The following is a 23,411-nucleotide window of genomic DNA, read 5'->3' as shown; positions in this document are numbered from 1 at the left end:
CAATTTTTTACATTCCTCCACACACAAAGCCGCTGATCAGGCCACAAATCAACAACGAAATCAGCATCGTCTGCCAAAACTGCTTTTTTGTAAATTTCCTGTCATTATTCCACTCATAAATAACTTTTGCGATCAAGGTTATAACTAATGAAACTACCAGGCCAATTACTATGATTATTCCTATAATCATGACGACCAGGCCGCCAAGGTTACCAACTTCCAGAAGTGTCAGCATTTTCATAATTTAAGTTTTATGGTGTTTTTAATTTTATAAATGTAGTAAATAATCACCGAAAGAGATACCAGTTGAATGGTTCCTAAATTTCCAATGATATCAATTTTAGGTTTAATAAAATCTAAAAAGAACCTGAATGTAAAATAACTGAGCATAAATGCCTGAAAAATAAAGCCTGAAGGATATTTTCTTTTTTTCTCAATTATTTTTAAACAGGCCCATAAAACAATCAGAAAAGCAATTTCATAAAGCGCTACCGGATGTCTTAAATATTCATCACCAAGATGCATTCCGAACATTGAATCAGTGGGTAACCCGTAAGTCTCTTCGTGAACTCCTGTGAGAAAACAGCCGATTCTGCCGATGATTATAGCTAATATTAAAGGGTAAACAATCAAATCACCGGTACTTTCTTTGTGACCGACTACCTTTTTTGCCCATTCAACTCCAATCAGTCCAAAAGCTAAACCACCAACAATGGTGTTATTGGTCCAAAATCTTTTAAAGCTAAAATTTTCGAATAAAACATAAGGATTTTCAAGGTTACCAATAAGCTTTGAACCGATTAAGGCCCCAGCCGTTGCCCCGATAAGTACTGCTGCGGAAGTATTGAAAGACAGTTTTTCGGCTGATTTTCTTTTTAAATAAAAATAAAAACGCATCCCGAGAAAAATACCCAGGGTTTCAAATACAGGATGTGCAAGAACTGTTTTACCGAAAATCTGAAAAGTAACAGGGAAATCCATCCTGTCAAAAGTAGTATATTTAAGGTAAATTACTAATTTTAATTTTTAAACAACAAATAAATTCATCAAAATGCGAATAGAAAATGATATAAAACTGGGTTTTAAAGATGTGATGTTCAGACCAAAGCGTTCTACTTTAAAATCCCGTTCGGAAGTGAGCCTCGAAAGGGAATTCACTTTCAGACATACCAAAAAGAAATGGAGTGGTGTTCCCCTGATTGCAGCTAATATGGATACGGTAGGAACTTTTGAAATGGCCGTAGAGCTGGCCAAAGACAAAATCATTACTGCCGTTCACAAACATTATACTCCCGAGGAATGGAGCCAGTTTCTGGACAGCCAGCCCGAAAGTATTTACCAGTATATCGCATTGAGTACCGGTACCGGCCAGGCTGATGAAGAAAAACTTAAAACGATCCTCGAAAAGCACCCAAAAATTGAGTTTCTGTGCATCGATGTAGCGAATGGGTATTCCGAGCATTTCGTTGGATTTGTGAAGAAGGCAAGGGCCAATTTTCCTGATAAAATTATTATGGCGGGAAATGTAGTGACGGGAGAAATGGTGGAAGAGCTTCTTCTTGTGGGCGCTGATATTATTAAGGTCGGCATCGGACCAGGTTCAGTATGTACAACAAGGGTGAAAACAGGAGTAGGCTATCCTCAGCTTTCTGCGATTATTGAGTGTTCTGATGCTGCTCACGGTCTTGGAGGGCATATTATCGCCGACGGAGGCTGTAAAGTTCCCGGGGATGTAGCCAAAGCTTTCGGAGGAGGTGCAGATTTTGTAATGCTTGGCGGAATGTTTGCCGGTCATGATGAAAGCGGCGGCGAAATCATTGAAGAAAACGGAAAAAAATACCGTTTGTTCTATGGCATGAGTTCCAAAACAGCGATGGATAAGCATTCCGGAGGCGTGGCAGAATACCGTGCTTCGGAAGGAAAAACGGTGAAGGCGGCTTACAAAGGTCCTGTTTCGGAAACGGTGAAAGATATTTTAGGCGGCGTACGCTCTACGTGTACTTATGTAGGAGCTTCCAAACTGAAAGAATTGTCTAAGAGGACTACTTTTATCAGGGTTCAGGAACAGGAGAACCAGATATTTAAAGACTGATATCTGAAAAGAAATAAGCTCTCGCTGATTTTGCAGATGGAGCAGATTTTTTATTTTTGATCACAGTAGAAATAAAAACCGGCTGTACAAGTGATGTACAGCCGGTTTTGTTTGTTTTAATATTAAGTCAGCATTCCGCCGTCTACGTTTAAAGTTTGTCCTGTGATATAAGAAGACATTTCGCTTCCTAAGAATACACATGCATTGGCAACATCTTTGGTCTGTCCTGCTCTCTTCATCGGAATTCTGTCTCTCCATGCCTGAAGGGTTTTCTCATCCAGATCTGCTGTCATTTCAGTTTCAGTAAATCCTGGTGCAACCGCGTTACATCTTATATTTCTTGATCCCAGCTCCAGTGCAATAGATTTTGTAAATCCTATTACTCCGGCTTTAGAAGCTGCATAATTGGACTGTCCCGGATTTCCGCTGATTCCAACTACTGAAGTCATATTGATAATAGATCCTGATTTAGCTTTCATCATCGGCTTAATCACCGCTTTCGTAAGGTTAAATACAGAATCCAGATTGATTCTCATTACCTGGTCCCAGTCTTCTTTAGACATTCTCAACAGCAGGTTATCTCTGGTGATTCCGGCATTGTTGATCAGAATATCGATCTTTCCGAACTCTTCCATTACATCGTCGATTAATTTTTGAGCTGCATCGTAATCTGATGCGTCAGACTGATATCCTTTGATCTGGGTTACAGAACTTAAAGCCGCCTCTAATGCTTGAGCTTTGTCTACAGAACCGGCATAGGTAAATGCTACTTTTGCACCCTGTTCAGCGTACATTTCAGCAATTTTTTTTCCGATTCCTCTTGTAGCTCCGGTAATTAGTGCTACCTTTCCTTCTAATAGTTTCATCATATCTCTTGATAATTATATTCTTGGTAAATACTACCGTCTTTTAAAAAACGGCAATTTAGCATATTTAATTTTATACTAATTAAGCAGTCCGCAAAGATATTATAAATTGTTATTCAATGCATTTCAAATCATCAAATTAGTGAAATTTTTTCGCTGTTTTTTATCATATTCTACAGACGGCTGCCGCTGTTTTTAAATCTTGTAAAATAAAGAATATCTGTTTTTTTATCTTTCTCCAGTTTCAAAACTTCCTTTTGCCAGTAATACTTATCATAAATAACATCTTTCAAAGGCTCGTTCTGAAAATTCACAACACCATATTTATCCTGCTTTTTTACGACAATTTCATTCTCAGAATTTTCAAATACAATGATATCATCGTAGATAAAAGGAACAATCTCTTTTCCTTTTTCATTAATTATTCCGTACAAATTATTGCTGTTTCTGCAGACTACCGGTTTTGAATACAGATTAAAAATATTGAAAAAATCAGGCTCCTGCTCTTTGATAAAATCAATGTCTTTCAAAACAGAAACTGAATTATCAAGCACAGAAAACCTATAATAACTGTTCTGTTTTTTAATGATGAGCTGATCCGGATAGAAAGCTATGATCCGGGTATTTTCTTCTAAGATGTTCTTCAAGTCTTTATCCAGAAATTTGTCTTCATTTCCTTTTTTAAGATAAATGAAATCTTTCCCTGAAATACTGAAGTTCTGTATAAAATCATATTCCTGAGGAGCAATAATATCTCCTTTAAGGTTCACAATTCCCGATTTCTTTGATTGATCACCGTAAACACTAAAGAGATCATTGAACAATGGCGTTAAAAACTTAAAGTTGCTAGGATAAAGCTTTTTGTCTTTCTTATCAAAAACAGTTGTTTTTCCTTTTTTTCTGAGATAAACATATTCTTTTGTTCCAAAATATTCCGGCGAAGCATCACCAAAGATCTCATCAGCGAGGATATTTCCTTCGATATCAATTAAGCCGTATTTTCCTGTAGCCCGGTTTTTAGTGATCAGAAAAGGGTATGAAGTAAAACTGTAGATCTGGGCCGAAAATTTGTGCAGCGTCTGCCCGTCTTTTCCAATGATTTCACTCTGATTATCTTCATTAATAATCAACGCTTTATCATTTTCAAACTGATAATCTTCTTTAAACTCCCTGCTGCTGACCTGTTTCCCTTCCAGATCGTATAAATACCAAGTTTTATCTTTCAATACGAAAAGTCGGTCTTCTGCTACGAACCTGATCCTGTCAGAATAAGGAATAATCTGTTTTCCGTTGTAATCATACACGGTTTCTTTCTCCTGTTTTGAAGAAATGATGCATTTTTCGCTGAGCCAGGGAGTATTAAAGCTCTGGTCATCCAGAGAGAGCAACTGATTCCCCTTTTCGTCAATAATGGCAGATTTTGTCTTATAACTGGATTCTTCAGTAGTAAGAATGAACCTGTTTTTGAATATATGTGAAATGCTGTATTTTGATTCAAAGGTTATATTTCCTAATGAATCTACGATGCTTCTGGTCTTTGTTTTTGAATCATAAACGGTTCCGTATCCACCGGAATAGGAATTGACTTCTTTTCCGATCTTTTTTGATAAAAGAATTTTGGTATACTGATTGGTCTGGGCCATACACACTGACGAACACAGTGCGAAAACTAAATTTCTCAATGAATTTAAATAGAATTATTGACAATAAGAACGATCTCTCCTTTTAAAGTTTTGCTTTTAGAAAATTCAATTAATTCATTGATTGTCCCGCGTTTGGTTTCTTCAAATTTTTTCGAAATTTCTCTGCTCAGACTGGCTTTTGTTTCTTCTCCGAAAAATTCTTTGATCTGCTCCAGAGTGGTATTGATCTTATGTGGGCTTTCGTATAGAACGATTGTTTTTTTCTCTTCTGCAAGCTGTTTCAGCTTCGTCTGCCTTCCTTTTTTCTGAGGCAGAAATCCTGCAAACAGAAATTCATTATTCGGAAGTCCGGACACGACAAGGGCCGGAATTAGAGCTGTGGCTCCGGGCAGACATATCATTTCGATATCATTGTCTGAGCCTGCTTTTGCCAGCAGATAGCCGGGATCTGAAATTCCCGGAGTTCCCGCATCGGTAATGATGGCAATATTCTGTCCGCTTTTAAGATCAGCAATTACTTTTTCAGTAGCCTGATGCTCGTTATGAAGGTGATAAGATTTTAAAGGCTTGGAAATCTCATAATGCTTTAAAAGTATTCCTGATGTCCTTGTATCTTCACATAAAATATAATCAACTTCCTTAAGGACTTTTACAGCCCTGAAGGTCATGTCTTCTAAGTTCCCGACCGGTGTGGGAACAAAATATAAGATTCCACTCAAAATTATAAGAATTTATTTTCTACCAATATCCAGAGTCTCTGGGCATATTCATCTACTTTACTCCACTTTCTTTCGTAATAAAGATCGCTGAGATATTCTTTTGCTTCTTCCAGGTTTCTGAAACTGTTCAGTTGGGCTACTGTATCATTCAGATCCGTCTGGCTTCCGCCAAAAAGCATTTTTGAAAAGGCAATTCTGTCATTCAGATCGAGCCTGAATTCAGGCTTCACCTTATCAGCCTCCATAAAGTTAGTCGGAATATTTGTTTTAAGAATGCTTCCCTGATCTTCTTTTGTTTCAGAAGGTTTTTCTTTCGGCACTTCTCTTTCCAGAGGATCATCATCAAAAAGCGTCTGCACAGCCTTCAATCCTTTGATATTAGCCAGTTTTATCTTTTTCTCCTGCTGATAGGCATCCAAATCTTCGAAGCTCTCATCAGAAGCCGGTTTTGTTTTTTCTGTCCCGGGAACAGGCTTTTCTATTTCAACAATTTTCCTTCTGTCGTACACCTCTGCAAGAATAGTTTCTTCTTTTTCTTCTGAAGGAAAATCATTTTTTATTTCACTCAGAATACTTTCGACATTAGAAGTTTCTGTCAGCATTTCACCCTGTTCAACAGTTACATTGGATACACTGAACTGTTCTTCGTTTTCTTCAATCAGGATTTCGTCTTCCAGCATTTCCGTATCAAAGATGCTTGGAATTATTTCTGTCTGTTTTTTGTCTTTAGCTTCGGTATTATTATCTGCTTCTTCGTTTTCAAGGTCATTTGAAGCATCCGTTTCATGTGAAACATTGTCTTCATCTTCGTCAATTTCGTTCAATTGATTATTGAAAACAGCCTCCTCTTCTGTAATTTCATTGATGAATAAATCCTCATTGAGACCTTCATCATTATCCGGTTCAGCATCAGCAAGGATTCTTTCCTCATCCACAAAACTAAAGACTTTTTCGTTAACGTTGAACGCTTCATTTTCATCGATTTCGTTCAGCTGATTATTAAAAACAGCCTCCTCTTCTGTAAGATCACCTTGAGAAAGTTTTTCATTAGCATTTTTAGCCGGATCCTGATTATAATTTTCTTCTACAAAACTTACAATATTTTCATGGAACTCATTTTCTACGATCTCATCAAGCTGATGGTTAAATTTTTCCTCCTCATCTCCTGAGGCAACTGCATATTCCTCTCCTTCATTTTCATCAATTTCATTAAACTCATTATTGAAGATCGCTTCTTCTTCCGTTACCTCATGATGAGATTCATGTATATCATCAGTCTTTAATGAAGCGTATTGGTTTTCTGAATTTTGCTGAGAATTATCAGTAATAAAATATTCGATATTCTTTTCCAGAAGTCTTAAAAAAGATATCCTGTTTGCAAGCTCATCTACAAGATCCTGCTTGGAAAGTAATTCATCTACGTTGTTTATTTTCTCCAGAATATCAATGATATTCTTGGATTCAAAAAAAATTTTTTCCTTTAAATCTTGGATGTTCTGCATAATAAGAATCTTATTAAAATTGCTTACTTTTGATCTTAAAAATATACGGCTAATTTAACAAATGTTTTTAGAAAATACAATTAATCATTCCAAACAAAGTGGTTGGATGGAAGTTATTTGTGGCTCTATGTTTTCGGGGAAAACCGAAGAGCTGATCCGAAGATTGCGAAGAGCAGAAATGGCGGGCCAGAACGTGGAAATTTTTAAACCGAGACTGGATACACGATATTCTGACGAGGACGTTGTTTCTCATAATCAGAATAAAATACGCAGCACAGCAGTAGATAATCCCAATGAAATTCTTCTGCTGGCCTCTAACTGTGATGTAGTGGGAATAGATGAAGCTCAGTTTTTTGATGAAAGCATTGTTGATATTGCCAACCAGCTTGCCAACAGCGGCGTACGAGTGGTTGTGGCAGGTCTCGATATGGATTTCCTTGGACGTCCGTTCGGACCGATGCCCAATTTAATGGCTACTGCAGAATACGTTACTAAAGTGCATGCTATTTGCAAGAGAACGGGTAATCTGGCCAACTATTCTATGAGAACTTCCCAGGGAAATGATCTTGTGGAGCTTGGCGAAACGGAAAGTTACGAAGCAGTAAGCCGGCGTGTTTTTATTGATGAAGTACTTTTAAAAAAGAAAAAATAAATTAACTTGTAAAGGTAAAAGAGCAAAACTTTGAAATAAAAGCCTGGTTTGAACTATATATTTCAAATTCCCTCCATTTACCATTATTAGCTCAAAATATAGCAGAAGGGGTACCAATGAATTATACAGTAAAACAAATTGCAGACATCACCAATGCACAGATCATTGGAGATCAGGATTTAGTGATCAGAAATATAGCGTTCGACAGCAGAATTATTTATTCAACGAAGAATACGGCATTTGTAGCAATCAATACGCATAAGAATTCCGGTGAAAAATTCATTGAAGCTGCCATAGATCGTGGTATTGGTGTGATCATTTCTGAGCATCAGCTTCCGCAGTTTGATACTATAACATGGGTCATTGTTGAAAATTCGGTGGAATTCCTTCAGAAACTGGCAAAATATCATTTCGAAAATTCTCACCTTAAGTCTATCGGAATTACAGGAAGTAATGGAAAAACCATTTTGAAGGAATGGCTGTATCAATGTCTGTGGAATGAATTCCCGACTGTAAAAAGTCCGAAGAGTTTTAATTCCCAGATCGGTCTTCCGCTTTCCTTACTTCAGATCAACAATTCCCATCAGCTTGGAATTTTTGAAGTAGGAATTTCAAAGCCACACGAGATGGAAAAACTGGAAAATATATTCCATCCCCAGATCGGGCTGCTTACCCATATCGGAACTGCTCATGCAGCCAATTTTGAATCCGAAGAAGAGCTGATCAATGAAAAGATCATACTTTTTAAAGGTTCTGAAACCATTATCTATAATGGCGATAATACATTGGTTGACAAAAAGATAAAGGAATTATATTCTAGTAAAAAATTAATTTCCTACGGCCTTAAGAAAGGCAACCAGGTTTTCATAAAAGAAAATATTTCCAAGGATGAAAAAATTACGGTTGTTTATTTCGATGAAGAAATCTCCTTCCCTGTCCATCAAAGAGACGAAGCTACCTTAACGAACGCTCTGGCTTTGATCACCGTTTTAAAAGAATTGAATATCGATAATCAGAAAATTGTCGAAAAAATCAACGCTTTAAAGGCAGTGGAAATGCGTCTGGAAGCTATTGAAGGTATAAAAAATAATATCGTTATTAACGATTCTTTTAATCTGGATTTAGATTCCCTTAAAACTGCCCTTCAGTTCCTGAATGAATATAAAAAAACTAAAAAATCTTTGGTTTTAACGGATATTGTAGGGGTTAATTCTAATTCCAAAGAACTTTATGAAGAAGTTTCTGAACTGGTGAATGACCAGAATTTCGATTCTGTATTTCTTATCGGTGACGAAATATCAAAATTTAGTGAATTATTTAAATCTAAAACTTCTACTTTCGTTAATACTCAGGAATTAATTGACAGCAAGCATCTTACCGAAATTGAAAACCAGATTATCCTGCTTAAGGGAGCAAGAAAATTTGAGATCGAAAAGCTTAAGGATATTCTTGAACTCAGAAAGCATGATACCGTTCTAGAGATCAATCTGAATGCTATTCTTCACAATATCAACTATCACAAATCCCTCCTAAAACCGGGAACGAAAATGATGGCGATGGTAAAAGCGAATGCTTATGGGCTGGGCAGCTATGAAATTTCCGAATTTTTACAGCATCATCATATTGATTATCTGGGTGTTGCTTATGCCGATGAAGGAGTAGAGCTTCGAAAAAAAGGAATAACCACTCCTATTGTGGTCATGAATCCGGAACAGCACAGCTACGAAACCATCATTGAATATAACCTTGAGCCTGAGATTTATAGTTTCAGAGTATTGGAATTGTTTTACGATGCCGTACAGAAATCCGGTTACGACAAAAAATATCCTATTCATATCAAACTGGAGACGGGAATGCACCGCCTTGGTTTTAAAGATTTTGAGCTGGATCAGCTAAGCGAAACTTTAAGTCATAAAAATGTAAAGGTCCAGAGCTTATTCAGCCATTTATCATCTTCTGATATGCCTGAAGAAAAACAATTTACATTCAGGCAGCTTGAAGTTTTTGAAAAGAATTCCAGTTATCTGATCGAGAAACTGGGTTACGCTCCTCTCAGACACATCCTGAATTCTTCCGGGATAACAAGTTATACGGAACATCAGTATGAAATGGTAAGAATTGGCATTGGAATGATTGGAGAATCACCTTGTAGTGAAATACAGAAACAGCTTCAGTCTGTGGTAAGTTTTAAAACCGTAATTTCACAGATATCAACGGTTGATACCGGTGAATCTGTTGGCTACAGCAGAAAATATAAGGCTGATCATGCAGTAAAGATCGCTACTATTCCTGTCGGCTATGCCGATGGAATCCCAAGACTGATTGGAAACCAGGTTGGAAATGTAGGCGTTAACAAAATATTGGCTCCGATTGTCGGAAACATCTGCATGGACATGATGATGATTAATGTAGATCAGATTCCCAATGTAAAAGAAGGTGATACAGTCACCGTTTTTAATGCAAAACCAAGTTTAAAAGAATTCGCAGGCTACTGCAAAACAATAACCTATGAAGTGTTAACCTCCATTTCGCCCCGGGTGAAAAGGATTTATATAAAAGACTAGTTATGAGAAAACTCCTGATCCTTCTCTTCGCATTCCAACTCCTGATGATCCATTCTCAAGTGAAAAAGGATCTGGTCATACCAAAAAATCCAAGAATCGGCCTTTCTCTTGCCGGTGGTGGTGCCAAAGGTTTTTCACACGTCGGAGTACTGAAAGTACTGGATTCACTAGGAGTAAAGGTCGATTATATTTCCGGAACCAGTATGGGAGCCATTGTTGGAGGCCTATATGCCTCGGGATATTCCGGGAAAGAAATAGAAAAGATTGTAATGGACACCGATTTCTATTCTCTTATAATGGATCCTAAATCCAGACAGGAAACTTCTTTCTTTAATAAATCCGTCGATAAATACCTTTTATCCATTCCTTTAAAAAACGGGAAAATATCCCTTCCCTCCTCCATAAGCTCAGGACAGAGAAATGTTTACCTACTTAAGGAACTTTTTAAAAATGTTTCCAATATTGATGATTTCTCCAAACTGCCAATTCCTTTTATGTGTGTTGCTACCAATCTGGAAAGCGGCAATATGGAAATTTTCGAAAAAGGCGATCTTGTACAGTCAATAATGGCCAGTTCTGCCTTTCCTTCTCTGATGGATCCTGTAAAAATTGGTGACAGCATTTATATAGACGGAGCGATGACGGTAAATTATCCTTCAAAGCCATTAAAGGACAAAGGAATCGATATCGTGGTCGGTGTGGACCTAAACCAGGATTTATCGAAAAGAGAAGATTTAAACAATATTATATCAATCCTTAATCAGGTTATTGATTTCGGAATTAAAAGAGATACCAGAAAACAATATAAATACACAGATATTAATATCAAGCCCAATCTGAAAGGAATGACTGCCACCAGTTATGATGAGAAGAAAAAAATTCTCGATAGTGGCTATGCGGAAGGTATGAAATACACCGCTGTGTTGGATCAGCTTCCCAAACGAGAGTTTGATCGCCTTAGAGAGCGTGTAAACCCAATATATTCCAATGTGTATAAGATTGACAGTATTTCGCTGGATGGAGGCCGTATTTATGGTAAAAACTACGTCTTAGGTAAAATGGGCCTACGTCTGCCATCCATGCAAACCTATGGCTCTATCAACAAAAAAATCGATAAACTGGTTGCTACCAATAACTACCGTTTCATCAATTATGATATTATTCCAGAAAATGATGCCAATTATCTTAAGCTTTACGTTACAGAGGATGAAGCCCGCCATTTTTTAAAAGTTGGACTGCATTATGATGAAGTCTTCAAAACCGGTCTTCTTCTGAATTATTCAGGAAAACGTCTTTTATTTAAAAATTCAAACTTATCCCTTGATGTTATCGTAGGCGATAAACCAAGATATTATCTAAACTATTTTATTGATAACGGATATATCCCTGGCTTCGGTATCTACTCTTCCGGAATGAGCTTTGATCTAAAAAATATTGACAATAATGTAGTGGATAAATGGGAATGGTTCAGGAATGAAGCCTTTATACAGTCTGTATGGAAGGATAAATTTGCAATCGGAGGCGGAATCAGTCATGATTATTTCGGAGCTGAAATAAATGGCGAGCATGAGAGGTATATGCGTTTTTTAAATCCTTATGTTTTCCTGAAAAGTGATACCCAGAACGACAAAGACTTCCCTTCTAGAGGCATTTACATCAACGCAGAAGGTAAAGTAATCGATCTTTTGAAATCCGAGGTTGAAAAGAGAATTATACAGGTTAAAGCAGATATCAGGATTAATGTTCCAATTTCAAAGCAATTTTCCTACCGTCTTAATTTGTATGGCGGAATTACCATCGGCGATAATCTTCCGGAATTTTACCAATATAGACTTGGCGGAATTTTTGAACAGAATATGATCAATTTCAGAAGCTTCGGAGGATTTTATTTTGCTCAGCTCAATACCAATAATGTCATTCTTGTTTCCAATGATCTTCAGTTCAAATTCAATAAAAACTATTTCTTAAGTGGGAATTTTAGCTTTGCCAATCTTTCGGATGATATCAATTTTGAAGATGCAGTTAAAGTAAATTATAGTTCAGTAGGACTTACTGCCGGATATAAATCTCCGTTTGGACAAATTAAGGTCAATTTTAGCCACTCACTTAAAAACAATCAAAAAGGCATATTCAGTGTTATTTTAGGACACTGGTTTTAATACAATGATACAATTCTTTTACGAAAATTTAGAGGAATCTGTAAATACAGATTATCAAAAATGGCTGGAAGATATTATTCTTTCAGAAGGAAAAAAACTAGGCGAAATCAATTATATTTTCTGCGATGATGAATATCTGCTTAAGATTAATCAGGATTATCTGCAGCATGATTATTATACCGACATCATCACTTTTGATTATGTAAAAGGGAAAACAATAAGCGGAGAGATTTTCGTATCTTTGCAGCGAATTTCAGACAATGCTTATGCCCTATCCAGAGATTACGAAGAAGAATTAAAAAGGGTTTTGGCCCATGGCATCCTTCATCTTGCAGGATACAAGGATAAGACGGAAGAAGAAGAGAAAGAAATGCGGAGAATGGAAGATTTATACCTGGCTAAGTTTAAGGAATTAAATCCTTAATAAATTGAAGAATCGCTTAAAGAATAATCTGTAAAGTGTTCAATTATAGCCACAATAAAAGCTCACCTAGAGCACATTCTCTAAAAATGTTTCACGTGAAACATTCATAGAAAACAGTAAAATTAAAGGCTTTAAATAAGCAATATAAAAATGATTTCAGATACATATGACGTAATCGTAGTAGGCGCCGGACATGCAGGTTGTGAAGCTGCAGCCGCTGCAGCGAACCTAGGTTCAAAAACCCTGCTTGTTACAATGAATATGCAGACAATCGGACAGATGAGCTGCAACCCGGCAATGGGAGGAATCGCAAAAGGACAGATCGTAAGAGAGATTGATGCTATGGGAGGATACTCCGGAATCGTAGCAGATAAGTCAGCAATCCAGTTCAAAATGCTGAACCTTTCAAAAGGCCCTGCGATGTGGTCTCCAAGAACGCAAAATGACAGAATGCTTTTTGCAGAAGAATGGAGATTAGCATTAGAAAACACACCCAATCTTGATTTCTTTCAGGATATGGTAAAACAGCTTATTGTAGAAAACAATAAGGTAACCGGAGTTATTACTTCTTTAGGAATTGAGATAAAAAGTAAATCTGTAGTTCTTACCAACGGAACATTCCTTAACGGATTGATTCACGTTGGAGACAAACAATTAGGCGGTGGAAGAATGGGCGAACCTAGAGCATTCGGAATTACCGAACAATTGGTAAGCTTAGGTTTCGAAGCAGGTAGAATGAAAACAGGTACTCCTCCACGGGTAGACGGAAGAAGCCTTGATTATTCTAAAATGGAAGAGCAGAAAGGCGATGAAAATCCTCAAAAGTTCAGCTACACAGATACTCCGAAATTAACAAAACAATTAAGCTGTCATATCGTTTACACCAACGAGACAGTACATGATATTTTACGTGAAGGTTTCGACAGAAGCCCAATGTTTAATGGTACGATTCAAAGTTTAGGCCCAAGATATTGTCCAAGTATTGAGGATAAGATCAACCGTTTTGCGGAAAGAACCAGACATCAGCTTTTCGTAGAACCGGAAGGATGGAAGACGGTTGAAATCTATGTAAACGGATTCAGCTCTTCCCTTCCTGAAGATGTACAGATCAAAGCGATGAAGCATATTCCCGGCTTTGAAAATGTAAAAGTATTCCGTCCCGGCTATGCTATTGAGTATGACTACTTCCCTCCTACCCAATTAAAGCATACATTAGAAACAAAACTAATCGATAATTTATATTTTGCGGGCCAGATCAACGGAACCACAGGATATGAAGAAGCTGCAGGACAAGGATTAATCGCTGGTATTAATGCCCACAATAAAGTACACGGAAAAGAAGATTTTATTCTGAACAGAGATGAAGCTTACATCGGAGTATTAATTGATGATTTGATCACAAAAGGAACGGAAGAACCATACAGAATGTTCACTTCCCGTGCAGAATACAGACTTTTATTAAGACAGGATAATGCTGATATCAGATTGACTGAAAAAGCTTACCATCTAGGTCTTGCTAAAGAAGACCGGTTAAGAAAAGTTGAAACAAAAGTAGCTAAGAGTCAGGAACTTGAAGAGTTCTTAAGAGAAACTTCTTTAAAGCCAGGTATTATTAATCCAATACTAGAAACTATTGAAAGTAATCCCGTAGATCAGGCTTACAGAGCATCGCAGTTTCTTACCAGACCTAATATTACACTGGAAAAGCTTGATACTATTGATGTTATCAAAGAATTTTCATCAAAATATGATGATGAAGTAAGAGAACAGGCTGAGATCAATATCAAATACAAAGGTTATATTGAAAAGGAAAAAGAAAATGTAGCGAAACTTAACCGTCTGGAAAATATAAAAATTCCGGAAGATTTTGATTATAAAAGCCTTTCCAGCCTTTCTTCAGAAGCAAAGCAGAAAATGTCTAATGTAAGACCGAAAACAATTGCACAGGCAGGCAGAATCAGTGGTGTTTCTCCAGCCGATATAAACGTTTTACTGGTCTATTTAGGACGTTAAAGCAAAAATGTTTCACGTGAAACATTTATAAATTAAAAGCAAAAATTAAGGTATTTATAGCCTTTAAGTTTTCAAGCAGTAAATACCTTATTTTTAAATATCAAGTAATTAATTCAATGAGAATAAAGGATCATTTTCTTTCACAGGAAATATTTGAAATAAAAGAAACAGAAACAAAAGGGGTTTTCAAGACCTCTCCTATTCCATCCAATATTTCCAAATATTACGAAAGCGAAGATTATATTTCCCATCATCAGGATTCAGGAAGTTTTAAAGAAAAGCTTTATAAATTCTTACAGTCTTTTAATCTACAATACAAAAAAAATATCCTCGCAGACAGGATAAAAAAGGGATCTAAAGTCCTTGATTACGGTTGCGGTGCCGGAGAATTTGTAAAATATATAGAAAACGATTTTGAAACTTTCGGTTTTGAACCTGATGCCGATGCCAGAAAAGCTGCACTTAATAAAATATCCAAAGCAACGGTAATTGATAATATCAATATTATTCAGGACTACAGTTTAGATGCTATTACATTATGGCACGTTTTTGAACATGTAGAGAACCAGGATGAGATGCTTGAAATTTTTCACAGAAAACTAAAAGATAAAGGACTCCTCATTATAGCTGTTCCCAACCCTACTTCTTATGATGCAAAACATTACAAAGAATATTGGGCAGCTTATGATGTACCGAGACATATTTATCATTTCTCCAAAAATGGTATGGAAAATTTAATTTCCAAGAAACCAAACTGGAAAATGAGAAAAATCAAACCTTTGGTCCTTGACTCTTTTTACATCTCCATGCTGAGCGAAAAATACAAAAAATCACCTCTTTTTTGGCTAAAAGCAGTTATTTACGGAACGATTTCTAACGTAAAGGCTCTTTTTTCGAACGAATTTTCAAGTTTGATATACATTATCGAAAAAAGATAGAAAATCGATTTTTGAGCCATTTCTGAAGGTCAATTTTCACCAATTTCAACAAAAAAACAAAACCTGGAGAATATTCCGGGTTTATTTTTTGATCAATATATAAGTCAAATTAAAAAGTAAATTTAAAAACTCCCCTACTCGATTCCTTTAACAATTTAGAAAATGTAAAAAAGGAGTATATCAATTTATAGCAAGCTGTAAATTTCTAAAGATTATTGATTGACCAATTTCAGGTTAGAAAAATTATCCAAATAAAAAAGCTGTTGAAAATAAAATTGAGCTAACAAATTATTTTACAAAATTTTGAATGAAGGTTAAAAATTTGATCATGTGAAAAAAAATAACCTTAAAAAATATTCGCCAATAGCATATTTTCATCAGAAAATAAATTTTATAAAAAGATGTAGATATCCACATCTTTTTAACAAAATTGGAAATTTACCACTCATTTTCGAAAACTAGCCTCAACTCACTCTTAATTTAAAAGCAAAACAAAAAAAGACCGCCATATCTGACGGTCTCCTATATATAAAAATAAAATATTATTTATTGATAGCAGCAACTCCAGGAAGTTCCAAACCTTCCAGACTTTCAAGCATCGCTCCTCCACCTGTAGAAACATAGCTCACTTTATCATCATAACCGAACTGCTTTACAAAAGCAACACTGTCACCTCCTCCCACTAAAGAGAAAGCTCCTAATTTTGTTGCTTCAGCAATGCTGTCTCCCAAAGCAACTGTCCCGCCCGCAAAATTTGACATTTCAAAAACTCCGATTGGCCCGTTCCAAAGGATTGTTCTTGAATTCAGCAATACATCATTGAACTGGTCTCTTGATTTATGACCTGCGTCAAGTCCCATCCACCCTTCAGGAATTGCATAAATATCTGCTTCTTTTCTTTCCGCATCATTATTAAAAGCTTCCGCAATAATAACATCAGAAGGAAGATATACTTTAACTTTATTTTCCTTCGCTTTTCCTAAAATCTCAAGAGCTAAAGGAAGTTTATCCTCTTCTACTAATGAGTTTCCTATTTTTCCGCCTAAAGCTTTAATAAAAGTAAATGCCATACCTCCTCCAATAATCAGATTATCAATTGCCGGAAGTATATTTTCTATAATGGTAATTTTAGTTGAAACCTTAGAACCTCCAAGTATAGCAGTTACAGGCTTCTCTCCTTTTCTCAAGACTTTATCAATAGCCTGAAGTTCTTTAGCCATTAACAAACCGAAAAACTTAGTTGATTCAAAATATTGAGCAATAACTGCTGTAGAAGCATGTGCTCTGTGAGCTGTCCCGAATGCATCATTTACAAATGCATCTCCAAGTTTTGAAAGCTTTTCAGCGAATCCTGCATCCCCCTTTTCCTCTTCACTATGAAAACGAAGATTTTCCAACAATAAGATCTCACCAGGCTGAAGCTCAGAAGCTGCCTTTTCAGCCTTTTCCCCGATACATTCATCCACAAACTTAACTTCCTTTCCAAGAACAGCAGAAACTTCATCTACGATATGCTTAAGAGAGAATTCATCTTTTACTTCGCCTTTAGGTCTCCCAAGATGGGTCATTAAGATTACAGAGCCCCCGTCATTAATAATTTTTTCTACTGTAGGTTTTACAGCTACGATTCTTGTATTATCTGTTACTTTTAACTGATCATCCTGCGGAACATTGAAGTCCACTCTTACCAGAGCTTTCTTGTCTTTAAAATTGAAATCATTGATTGTTTTCATAAGTATCTTTGAATTTTCGTTTCACAAATGTAAGCTTTTAAACATTTTCAAGAGAACCAATAAAACAAAACTTTTTGAAAACTTTCCCCCAACCCAATCACCCACTAATCAACAATTTTTTCTCTTTAAAAGAAAAGAATAATGTAGTTGTTGTTGAGTATTGTTAGTTTCGGGGATAAGTTTTATCAAAATAATTGGTAACAAATAATTTTTATTCAATTCATATTTAATTCACATTGTAATATCTTGTAAATCTGTCTTTTCACAGACTTATTAACAGATGTGAGTAAGTTTGCCACAAATCCATTATTAGTTATTTGATTATGGAAAAACTTTGGATTAAGTGGAGAAAACATTTTGAAAGTTGTGGTTAAAATTTTCAAATACATTTCCCATTACGAAATAAATCCATCTTTAAAAACAGAAAGTTGGAAAAAGTTTTCCACAGTTATTCACATACCTTTTCACAAATTACCATGGATTAACTAACAGACTTTGTTATTATTCTTACCTTTGTCATGAAATAAAATCTAAAAAGACTTAATACAGGTATTATGAAAAGAAAAATAGCTATTGCTGCAGACCATGCAGGCTATGAATACAAGGAGATTGTTAAGAACTATCTTTCAGAACAATTTGATGTTCAGGATTTTGGCACGTTTTCCACAGACAGTGTGGATTATCCGGACTTTGTTCACCCTGCCGCAACATCTGTGGAAAATGGTGAGAACGAATTGGGAATATTGATCTGCGGAAGCGGAAACGGAGTTCAGATCACAGCGAACAAACACCAGAAGATCAGATGCGCACTTTGCTGGATGCCGGAGATTGCAGTGCTGGCAAGACAGCATAATGATGCCAATATGATCTCAATACCGGCAAGGTTTATCTCTAAAGAATTAGCCATAGAAATTGCTGAAAAATTTCTTTCTACAGAATTTGAAGGAGGAAGACACCAGAACAGAGTAGATAAAATTGCTGTTTGCTAAAATATATAAAGGCCTGTAAATCAAATTGCAGGCCTTATTTATTTTTTATTTTGTATCTTTGCAGCAGTTAATAGAAATTACCAGTCTATTATTTCCATCCCAAACCTGAATACCTAAAAGATATTTATTCACAGGTTTTTCTCCCCTCTTCTCCATATTTGTAGTAATTTTAACAGACTAAGTTCCATTGTAAATAAATTGGAAAGAAAATTGATGCTGTTGAATTAATAAGAAAATATAAAAACAGTATCCATAAAGAGGTAATAATTCCTGAAAGTGATTTTATTGAAATGTCTCTTAATATGGAGGAAAAAATAATAAATAGAAAGTTTTAATTCGTGATCTTATTTATTTTGAATTTAAAAACTCTGCAGTTCAGAGATTTCAAAAACGGATTATTACAATAATAACAATTAAATAACATTAAAAATGCCAAGAAAAGGTAAATATATAAGCCATAAAAACGAACAGAAACTCATAGAGATCGGAAGACTGATCCTGCGTTTCATGAATACCAATTCATCGAAGATCTATAATTATAAGCAGATTGCAGACGGAATAGAGTATAAAAATCCCCGCCAGAGAGAGCTGGTGATCCAGGCCCTTCACAAACTTCAGGGCTCTGAAAAGATCAAAGAAGTAGAAAAAGGAAAATATATCGTTAATCTGAAGATTGCAGGAACTTTGACAGGAGTTATTGATTTTAACCAATCCGGAAATGCCTATGTTAATGTAGAAGGTGTGGAAGATGATATCTTTATCCATTCCAAAAATGTGAAAGATGCATTACAGGGCGATAAAGTCCTGATCGTGACGTATCATTTCAAAGGAAAAAAACTGGAAGGTTCCGTACTGGAAGTTCTGGAAAGAGCAAGAACTGAATTTGTAGGAACATTCCAGGTAGTTGCCCATAAAGATTTTGGATTTGTGGTTTGTGATAAAAAATCCATCCACACAGATATCTTTATTCCAAGAACCAAATTTGGAGGTGCTGAAAATGGCGATAAAGTCGTGGTAAAAATGATAGAATGGAAGCCTGGTGATAAGAACCCTGAAGGAGAAATCATCCAGGTATTGGGAGCTCCGGGTGAGCATGAAACTGAGATCCACTCTATTCTTGCGGAATATGGCCTTCCTTACGATTTTCCACAGGAAGTTGAGCTCGATGCGGATAAAATTGACAGAAGGATTACCGATGAAGAAGCTGCAAAGCGTTGGGATATGCGTGATATCTGTACCTTCACCATTGACCCTAAGGACGCAAAAGACTTTGATGATGCGCTTTCAATAAGAAAATTGGAAAACGGAAACTGGGAGATCGGTGTGCATATTGCAGACGTTTCACATTATGTAGTTCCGGGAACTATCCTGGATGATGAGGCTTACAAAAGGGCAACTTCGGTATACCTTGTAGACCGTGTGGTTCCAATGCTTCCCGAAGTTTTGAGTAACGATGTATGTTCACTTCGTCCTAATGAAGATAAATATACATTCTCTGCAGTTTTCGAGTTGAATGATAAAGCTGAGATCAAGAAACAATGGTTTGGAAGAACAGTGATTCATTCAGACAGAAGATTTACTTACGAAGAAGCTCAGGAACGTATAGAAACAGGCCAGGGAGACCTTGCAGAGGAAATCAATACCCTTGACAGGTTAGCCAAAATCATGCGTGACGAACGTGTAAGAAACGGAGCTATTACATTTGACAGAAGTGAAGTAAGATTCAATCTGGATGAAAACAACTCGCCTATCGGGGTATACTTTAAAATAAGTAAAGATTCCAATCACCTGATCGAAGAATTCATGCTTTTAGCCAATAAAAAAGTATCTGAATTTGTATCATTGAATAGTAAAGGTGGAGTAACAAACAATACCTTTATTTACAGGGTCCACGATGATCCGAATCCTGCAAAACTGGAAGCATTGAGAGATTTTGTTTCTACTTTCGGGTACAAAATGAATCTTGACAATACCAAGAAAGTTGCAGAATCTTTAAACAAGCTTCTTTCCGATGTCAAAGGAAAAGGAGAAGAAAATATGATCGAAACGTTGGCCATGAGAAGTATGAGCAAAGCGGTATACTCTACAGAGCCTATCGGCCATTACGGTCTAGGTTTCGAATACTACAGCCACTTTACCTCTCCTATCCGACGTTATCCTGACCTTCTTGCCCACCGCCTTTTACAGCACTATCTTGACGGAGGAAAATCTCCAAGCAAGCAGGAGCTGGAAGACAAAGCAAAACACTGCAGTTCTATGGAAAGACTGGCTGCCGACGCAGAAAGAGATTCCATCAAGTTCATGCAGGTGAAGTTTATGGAAAAACATCTTGGAGAAACATTTACAGGAGTTATTTCAGGTGTTGCAGAATTCGGTTTCTGGGTTGAAATTCCTGAAAACGGAGCTGAAGGATTAATCAAATTAAGGGATCTGGTAGATGATTCATATTCTTATGACGCAAAGACCCATGCTGTGTATGGCAACAGGACCGGTAAAAAATATCAGTTAGGAGATCAGGTTCAGATCAAAGTGGTAAAAGCCAACCTTATTCAAAAACAGTTAGACTTTAAGATTGTTGATTAATTAAATCATAAAGTCTAACTTTGTATTAATGGGATGAAATTTTTTTTCATTTAAAATACTATTGAATGTTTGAACTTGTACTATCTGCTATTGTCTTAGGATTTATGCTGAGCCTGGTTTTTATAGGACCTATTTTTTTCCTTTTAATTGAGACCAGCTTCACCAGAGGGCCAAGACATGCTCTGGCACTGGATCTCGGAGTCATTACGGCAGATTTATTATGCATTGTTGCTGCATATTATGCAAGTGCGGATATTGTCACATTAATAGATAAGCATCCCGGATTTTACAGGATCACTTCCATACTTATTTTTGTATATGGGATTGTCATGATGGTCACCAGGACCAAAATGCATATGCCCGGTGAAGAAAAAATCATTGGCCAGAACTATTTTAAAACGTTTTTCAATGGTTTTTTCTTCAATCTTTTAAATGTGGGGGTTATTCTTTTCTGGCTGGTTACAGTAATCTCTGTAAGAAACCAGTACCCTGATACCAGCAGTTTTATACTGTATGTGAGTATCGTTATTGGTACCTATTTGTGTATCGACCTGGCCAAAATATTCTTAGCAAAACAATTTCACGATAAACTTACCCAGAAGCTTGCCAACCAGATCAGAAGAATCGTTGGTGGGATTCTTATTGTTTTCAGTTTCTTCATCTTTCTGCAGAGCTTTAAGAAATTTAATCAGTTCGACAGGCGTTTAGAAGAAGCTGAGAAAAAAGAAATCAAGTATCAAAAAACAGAATGAAAAAAATAATATTTCCCAAGGCCCTTAAAAAGGGTTCTAAAATAGCTGTTATTTCCCCTGCCGGAGCTGTAGATGTTTCTCAGCTCGAAAAGGGAATAGAAATGATTAAAAACAAAGGTTTTGAACCCGTTCTGGGCGAACACCTTTATACTAAATATTCAAACGGCTATAATTACGCCGGTACAGAACAGGAAAGAATTAAAGACATCAACTGGGCTTTAAATGATCAGGATATTTCAGCAATCTGGGCCTCTCGAGGAGGTTATGGCTGCCAGCATCTGGTTCAGCACTTAAAGCTGAAAAACTTTACAAATAATCCGAAATGGTATATCGGTTATTCCGATAATACTGTTATTCAAAGCTATTTATTGAAAAAAGGTTTTGCATCTATTCATGGACAAACCATTAAAACTTCCAGCTTTGGAGTTACAGATGAAAGCTATGATCTGGTTTTTAATATTTTGAAAGGAAAAAGGCCTGAATATACTTTAAAATCACATAAGTTTAATAAGGCAGGGAATATTGAAGGAGAGCTGGTCGGAGGTAATTTAGCTTTGATCTATGCGCTTTTAGGAACCAAGTATTCTTTTGACTTCAGGGATAAGATTTTATTCATTGAAGATATAGGGGAAAATTTTTACGCTTTGGATAGAATGATCATGACCCTGGAATTAGCCGGAGTTTTCAATAAAATAAAAGGATTGATCGTTGGCGGAATGACCAATATGGGCGATGAAAAAGAAAATAAAAGCTACGAAGAAAGCTTCGATGAATTTGCCTACAAGCTAATTTCTGACAGAATTTCAAAATATAAATTCCCAACGGTTTTTGGATTTCCGAATGGACATATTAAAGATAACAGACCTTTAATCATTGGAGGGAAGGTTAATATGAAGGTCGGAGATAAGGTTAAGATTGAGTTTTAGAAAAAAGATGATTCCGGATGAAGCTTACTGAAAATTTTGAGCCCATAAAAATCACTCCGGATCTGGTGAAAAGTATGCTTTATATTCTGTTTTTAGTTAGTGTAGTCTCTTATTTTCTATTCTTTTACAAAGGACTAAAGTTTGAATATAAAGAGAAATGTCCCTGTAATACTGAGTACACCCTTTCTCAGTATGATCAGAGAGGAAAGATTTGGGAAAGAAGGAACTATGCTTCTAAACCCGATTTTAAAACATTTAAACTCAAGAACAGAATGGGTTTTACACTTGATAAGCTTGAAAATATTGATTTTTATAAATTGAATGATACCCTGTTCAAACCCTCAGAAAAAAGTGAGTTTGATTTGTTTTCAAAACGATTTTACTGGGACTGCAAAAACAGAGAAGTGTGGATATCAACACACCATAAATTATCTTTTAAATAATGGCAACACATAATGATTTTGGTAAAATAGCGGAAGACCTTGCAGCAGAATATCTTCAGAAGAACGGCTATAAGATTGTTACCAGAAATTTCCGGTTTCAGAAAGCTGAAATCGATATTATTGCTGAAAAAGAGGGTTTAATTATCATCGTAGAAGTAAAAGCACGTTCTACAGATGCTTTTATGTTGCCACAGGAGGCGGTAACCAAAACAAAAATTAAGTCTATCGTTACGGCCGCTAACCATTATCTTGAAGAATTTAACAAAAGCAGTGAAGTAAGATTTGATATTATTTCTGTTCTTGCCGACGGAAAAGGAAATTTAGATATAGAACATATTGAAAGTGCTTTTGAAGCATTAGATGCAAATTAAAGTCACTAAATACTTTGCACACTATACAACTATACATTTTAC

At 36.2% G+C, this 23,411-nt stretch carries 20 protein-coding genes; 13 read left to right on the top strand and 7 right to left on the bottom strand.

The window, feature by feature from the left end; all coding sequences use genetic code 11:
- Positions 1 to 7: 7 nt before the first annotated feature.
- Positions 8 to 241 carry a hypothetical protein gene (locus ACTJIV_RS00995; RefSeq protein WP_174772311.1) on the bottom strand — a complete coding sequence of 78 codons (234 nt, stop codon included), beginning with the start codon at positions 239 to 241 and terminating at the stop codon, positions 8 to 10.
- On the bottom strand, positions 238 to 981 hold the full coding sequence (locus ACTJIV_RS00990) for a prolipoprotein diacylglyceryl transferase (protein WP_440625062.1): 744 nt from the start codon (positions 979 to 981) through the stop codon (positions 238 to 240). Before ACTJIV_RS00990 ends, ACTJIV_RS00995 begins: the two co-directional genes overlap by 4 nt.
- A 70-nt stretch (positions 982 to 1,051) precedes the next feature.
- Between ACTJIV_RS00990 and ACTJIV_RS00985 the strand changes: the two genes are divergently transcribed.
- A complete protein-coding gene (locus ACTJIV_RS00985) occupies positions 1,052 to 2,092 on the top strand; it encodes a GMP reductase (protein WP_223557893.1) in 1,041 nt (346 codons plus the stop codon).
- A 122-nt stretch (positions 2,093 to 2,214) separates the two neighbouring features.
- On the opposite strand, the gene fabG is transcribed toward ACTJIV_RS00985, so the two are convergent.
- The 4 genes from fabG to ACTJIV_RS00965 all read right to left on the bottom strand — a co-directional run bounded on the left by fabG (position 2,215) and on the right by ACTJIV_RS00965 (position 6,822).
- Positions 2,215 to 2,958: a 3-oxoacyl-[acyl-carrier-protein] reductase gene (fabG, locus tag ACTJIV_RS00980; RefSeq protein WP_111953971.1), complete on the bottom strand. Its 744-nt coding sequence runs from the start codon at positions 2,956 to 2,958 to the stop codon at positions 2,215 to 2,217.
- Between the two features lie 173 nt (positions 2,959 to 3,131).
- Positions 3,132 to 4,640: a WG repeat-containing protein gene (locus ACTJIV_RS00975; RefSeq protein ID WP_440625059.1), complete on the bottom strand. Its 1,509-nt coding sequence runs from the start codon at positions 4,638 to 4,640 to the stop codon at positions 3,132 to 3,134.
- 5 nt (positions 4,641 to 4,645) lie between these two features.
- Positions 4,646 to 5,320 (bottom strand): 16S rRNA (cytidine(1402)-2'-O)-methyltransferase, encoded by a 675-nt coding sequence (gene rsmI, locus ACTJIV_RS00970; RefSeq protein ID WP_336377988.1) that lies wholly within the window; start codon positions 5,318 to 5,320, stop codon positions 4,646 to 4,648.
- 2 nt (positions 5,321 to 5,322) lie between these two features.
- Positions 5,323 to 6,822: a hypothetical protein gene (locus ACTJIV_RS00965; protein WP_440625057.1), complete on the bottom strand. Its 1,500-nt coding sequence runs from the start codon at positions 6,820 to 6,822 to the stop codon at positions 5,323 to 5,325.
- A gap of 61 nt (positions 6,823 to 6,883) precedes the next feature.
- Between ACTJIV_RS00965 and ACTJIV_RS00960 the strand changes: the two genes are divergently transcribed.
- From ACTJIV_RS00960 to ACTJIV_RS00935, 6 genes are all read left to right on the top strand, one after another.
- Complete coding sequence (locus ACTJIV_RS00960; RefSeq protein ID WP_223557889.1) at positions 6,884 to 7,474, top strand: thymidine kinase; 591 nt, start codon at positions 6,884 to 6,886, stop codon at positions 7,472 to 7,474.
- A 116-nt stretch (positions 7,475 to 7,590) separates the two neighbouring features.
- On the top strand, positions 7,591 to 10,038 hold the full coding sequence (locus tag ACTJIV_RS00955; RefSeq protein WP_440625055.1) for a bifunctional UDP-N-acetylmuramoyl-tripeptide:D-alanyl-D-alanine ligase/alanine racemase: 2,448 nt from the start codon (positions 7,591 to 7,593) through the stop codon (positions 10,036 to 10,038).
- A gap of 2 nt (positions 10,039 to 10,040) precedes the next feature.
- Positions 10,041 to 12,197: a patatin-like phospholipase family protein gene (locus ACTJIV_RS00950; RefSeq protein ID WP_440625053.1), complete on the top strand. Its 2,157-nt coding sequence runs from the start codon at positions 10,041 to 10,043 to the stop codon at positions 12,195 to 12,197.
- Positions 12,198 to 12,201: 4 nt separating this feature from the next.
- Positions 12,202 to 12,621: an rRNA maturation RNase YbeY gene (ybeY, locus tag ACTJIV_RS00945; protein ID WP_440625051.1), complete on the top strand. Its 420-nt coding sequence runs from the start codon at positions 12,202 to 12,204 to the stop codon at positions 12,619 to 12,621.
- Positions 12,622 to 12,771: 150 nt separating this feature from the next.
- Entirely contained in the window at positions 12,772 to 14,634 is a 1,863-nt protein-coding gene (gene mnmG / locus ACTJIV_RS00940; RefSeq protein ID WP_223557886.1) for a tRNA uridine-5-carboxymethylaminomethyl(34) synthesis enzyme MnmG, read from the top strand.
- A 116-nt stretch (positions 14,635 to 14,750) separates the two neighbouring features.
- Entirely contained in the window at positions 14,751 to 15,572 is an 822-nt protein-coding gene (locus ACTJIV_RS00935; protein ID WP_440625048.1) for a class I SAM-dependent methyltransferase, read from the top strand.
- A gap of 542 nt (positions 15,573 to 16,114) precedes the next feature.
- On the opposite strand, the gene ACTJIV_RS00930 is transcribed toward ACTJIV_RS00935, so the two are convergent.
- A complete protein-coding gene (locus ACTJIV_RS00930) occupies positions 16,115 to 17,305 on the bottom strand; it encodes a phosphoglycerate kinase (RefSeq protein ID WP_111953951.1) in 1,191 nt (396 codons plus the stop codon).
- A gap of 554 nt (positions 17,306 to 17,859) precedes the next feature.
- Between ACTJIV_RS00930 and rpiB the strand changes: the two genes are divergently transcribed.
- From rpiB to ACTJIV_RS00900, 6 genes are all read left to right on the top strand, one after another.
- Positions 17,860 to 18,294 carry a ribose 5-phosphate isomerase B gene (rpiB, locus tag ACTJIV_RS00925; protein ID WP_111953949.1) on the top strand — a complete coding sequence of 145 codons (435 nt, stop codon included), beginning with the start codon at positions 17,860 to 17,862 and terminating at the stop codon, positions 18,292 to 18,294.
- Positions 18,295 to 18,723: 429 nt separating this feature from the next.
- Complete coding sequence (rnr, locus tag ACTJIV_RS00920) at positions 18,724 to 20,877, top strand: ribonuclease R (RefSeq protein ID WP_440625046.1); 2,154 nt, start codon at positions 18,724 to 18,726, stop codon at positions 20,875 to 20,877.
- A 65-nt stretch (positions 20,878 to 20,942) separates the two neighbouring features.
- The gene (locus ACTJIV_RS00915; RefSeq protein ID WP_111953945.1) at positions 20,943 to 21,629 is read left to right on the top strand and encodes a LysE family translocator; all 687 of its coding nucleotides are present in this window, start codon (positions 20,943 to 20,945) and stop codon (positions 21,627 to 21,629) included.
- A complete protein-coding gene (locus tag ACTJIV_RS00910; protein WP_440625043.1) occupies positions 21,626 to 22,555 on the top strand; it encodes a S66 peptidase family protein in 930 nt (309 codons plus the stop codon). The genes ACTJIV_RS00915 and ACTJIV_RS00910 overlap by 4 nt, the downstream gene beginning before the upstream one ends.
- Before the next feature lie 17 nt (positions 22,556 to 22,572).
- Positions 22,573 to 22,998: a hypothetical protein gene (locus tag ACTJIV_RS00905; RefSeq protein WP_440625042.1), complete on the top strand. Its 426-nt coding sequence runs from the start codon at positions 22,573 to 22,575 to the stop codon at positions 22,996 to 22,998.
- Entirely contained in the window at positions 22,998 to 23,369 is a 372-nt protein-coding gene (locus tag ACTJIV_RS00900) for a YraN family protein (protein WP_440625040.1), read from the top strand. The genes ACTJIV_RS00905 and ACTJIV_RS00900 overlap by 1 nt, the downstream gene beginning before the upstream one ends.
- Positions 23,370 to 23,411: the final 42 nt, after the last annotated feature.

Origin of the sequence: Chryseobacterium sp. 22532 (assembly GCF_052044665.1) — a bacterium.
In the GTDB taxonomy this organism is placed as follows: domain Bacteria; phylum Bacteroidota; class Bacteroidia; order Flavobacteriales; family Weeksellaceae; genus Chryseobacterium; species Chryseobacterium lathyri.
This window is presented reverse-complemented; position numbering and strand designations above follow the sequence as displayed.

Coding starts and splice junctions, on each gene's coding strand:
- ACTJIV_RS00995 (WP_174772311.1), bottom strand. CDS start 241: ATGAAAATGCTGACACTTCTGGAAGTTGGTAACCTTGGCGGCCTGGTC.
- ACTJIV_RS00990 (WP_440625062.1), bottom strand. CDS start 981: ATGGATTTCCCTGTTACTTTTCAGATTTTCGGTAAAACAGTTCTTGCA.
- ACTJIV_RS00985 (WP_223557893.1), top strand. CDS start 1,052: ATGCGAATAGAAAATGATATAAAACTGGGTTTTAAAGATGTGATGTTC.
- fabG (WP_111953971.1), bottom strand. CDS start 2,958: ATGAAACTATTAGAAGGAAAGGTAGCACTAATTACCGGAGCTACAAGA.
- ACTJIV_RS00965 (WP_440625057.1), bottom strand. CDS start 6,822: ATGCAGAACATCCAAGATTTAAAGGAAAAAATTTTTTTTGAATCCAAG.
- ACTJIV_RS00960 (WP_223557889.1), top strand. CDS start 6,884: ATGTTTTTAGAAAATACAATTAATCATTCCAAACAAAGTGGTTGGATG.
- ACTJIV_RS00955 (WP_440625055.1), top strand. CDS start 7,591: ATGAATTATACAGTAAAACAAATTGCAGACATCACCAATGCACAGATC.
- ACTJIV_RS00950 (WP_440625053.1), top strand. CDS start 10,041: ATGAGAAAACTCCTGATCCTTCTCTTCGCATTCCAACTCCTGATGATC.
- ybeY (WP_440625051.1), top strand. CDS start 12,202: ATGATACAATTCTTTTACGAAAATTTAGAGGAATCTGTAAATACAGAT.
- mnmG (WP_223557886.1), top strand. CDS start 12,772: ATGATTTCAGATACATATGACGTAATCGTAGTAGGCGCCGGACATGCA.
- ACTJIV_RS00935 (WP_440625048.1), top strand. CDS start 14,751: ATGAGAATAAAGGATCATTTTCTTTCACAGGAAATATTTGAAATAAAA.
- ACTJIV_RS00930 (WP_111953951.1), bottom strand. CDS start 17,305: ATGAAAACAATCAATGATTTCAATTTTAAAGACAAGAAAGCTCTGGTA.
- rpiB (WP_111953949.1), top strand. CDS start 17,860: ATGAAAAGAAAAATAGCTATTGCTGCAGACCATGCAGGCTATGAATAC.
- rnr (WP_440625046.1), top strand. CDS start 18,724: ATGCCAAGAAAAGGTAAATATATAAGCCATAAAAACGAACAGAAACTC.
- ACTJIV_RS00915 (WP_111953945.1), top strand. CDS start 20,943: ATGTTTGAACTTGTACTATCTGCTATTGTCTTAGGATTTATGCTGAGC.
- ACTJIV_RS00910 (WP_440625043.1), top strand. CDS start 21,626: ATGAAAAAAATAATATTTCCCAAGGCCCTTAAAAAGGGTTCTAAAATA.
- ACTJIV_RS00905 (WP_440625042.1), top strand. CDS start 22,573: ATGAAGCTTACTGAAAATTTTGAGCCCATAAAAATCACTCCGGATCTG.
- ACTJIV_RS00900 (WP_440625040.1), top strand. CDS start 22,998: ATGGCAACACATAATGATTTTGGTAAAATAGCGGAAGACCTTGCAGCA.